We start from the raw sequence: 1,692 nt of genomic DNA, 5'->3' as shown, positions 1-1,692 counted from the left end.
AATGATGCCACCTCAATACTGCCATCTGTATAACGTGCACCAAATTTCAGTTCTTGCCACAATGTCGGTTGATAGCCCAATGCAAATTCACTCAGATACTCTTGATAAGACATTGGTAAGTAGTCTTTGGTTGCATCCAGTGTAGGTTCTCCAATCTCGCCGATTCCTGCTGGCAGGTTTCGATTCTGGTTGCTGTAAGCAATAGACACAGATGTGAACAACTTTTGACTCGAAAAGAATGGTGAGAAGAGTTCCGCCTCAATGCGTTTGTCAGTACCCATCTCGATATTAGTTCTTAGCTCTGCACCATGCTTATTAATATCGGTAAAGTTGGCAGAGACACCGAGCGAATACTGGCTGGTAGTCGAGAAATCATCTTCAAGAAAAAATCGAAAATTGAGATAGTTGGGACCCCAAGATTTTTCGTTCACATCGACCAGCAGTTGATCCTCGCCATCAACATTTTCAAATTCATAAGTAACCAACTCGAACCGATCTAAAGCATAAAGATCTTTCACTTTAGATTCGATTTCACTGGTTTTAACAACCTGACCAGAATCGAGGTTTAAACGATTTTCGATCAACTTATCTGAATAGTGGGTGTTGTTGTTAATAATAACTCTATCAACGACAGTCTGGTCGCCATGTTTTAGCTGCTTTCGAGCTTGCTGTTTATGATCGATATACTTTTGATAGTCTGCGTTAGAGAGAGCCAACTTAGAAAGCTGATCCGTATACTGCCTTGTTGCTTCGTATCCAGCATGATAAGCCGTCGGCATTTTATCGAACTCGGTGGTCTCCATTTGCCCAACATCAGGACGTAGGAAAAAATCATCGTCTGTTAACGTCGCGGCTTGCTCTTGAGTGCTGCGTTGAACAAGGTAATTAGAGAGTTGGTCTGCTGCGGCTAAAAAGTTAGTGAAGTCTTCTTTGCTTTTGTAGTTAGTACTGATATCAATCGCAATAACTATGTCAGCACCCATCGCTCTAGCAACATCAACAGGCATGTTATTAGTGACACCACCATCGACCAACATTCGCCCATCAACTTCATAAGGAGGAAGTGCTCCAGGTACTGACATACTCGCCATCATCGCATCAACAAGGTGACCATGATCGATCACGACTTCTTCAAGGTCGATAATATCGGTTGCGACAGAGCGATATGGAATAGCGAGGCTGTCGAAAGAATCGAGGGGAGATAAATTACCAGTGGTCTCGCGCAGAATACGCAACATATTCTGACCTTGAACCACACCTTTTCTGGCTTTGATTTCGCCCCAACCTAAACCGAGATCGGTATTCAGTTGATAACGGTCTTCATATTCTTTGTCTCGCACACGGCGATCACTACGGTCAACGCGATCGCGATAACCACGATTCCAATCAACCGTATAAATAAAGCTCTCGATCTCATCTGCGCTCATCCCTGTCGCATAAAGACCACCAACGTATGCGCCCATGCTGGTACCGGTAATGTAATCAACCGGAATTTGCATCTCTTCTAGGGCTTTAAGCACACCGATGTGAGCTGCACCTTTTGCCCCACCACCAGCAAGAACGACAGCAACGGTTGGCCTTTTATGAGCTTCTTTAAGTTCAACATGTTCTGATGAATCAACCTGTGCTGCAGTAGCGGCAAACAGTTGAAAACTGATCACAGTACCGACAATACCCAAGCTACTCACTAAC

Annotated in this window: 1 protein-coding gene; it reads right to left on the bottom strand. The window is 44.1% G+C overall.

Translation table 11 applies throughout. The annotated features are described in order from the left end of the window. Positions 1 to 1,692 (bottom strand): patatin-like phospholipase family protein (locus AB4496_RS19580; protein ID WP_372131678.1); only part of this gene is annotated, 1,692 nt, incomplete at both ends.

Origin of the sequence: Vibrio sp. 10N.222.46.A1 (assembly GCF_041473595.1) — a bacterium.
GTDB classification, from domain to species: Bacteria; Pseudomonadota; Gammaproteobacteria; order Enterobacterales; family Vibrionaceae; genus Vibrio; species Vibrio tasmaniensis_A.
The sequence above is the reverse complement of the archived record's forward strand: the minus strand, read 5'-3'. Positions and strand labels throughout refer to the sequence as shown.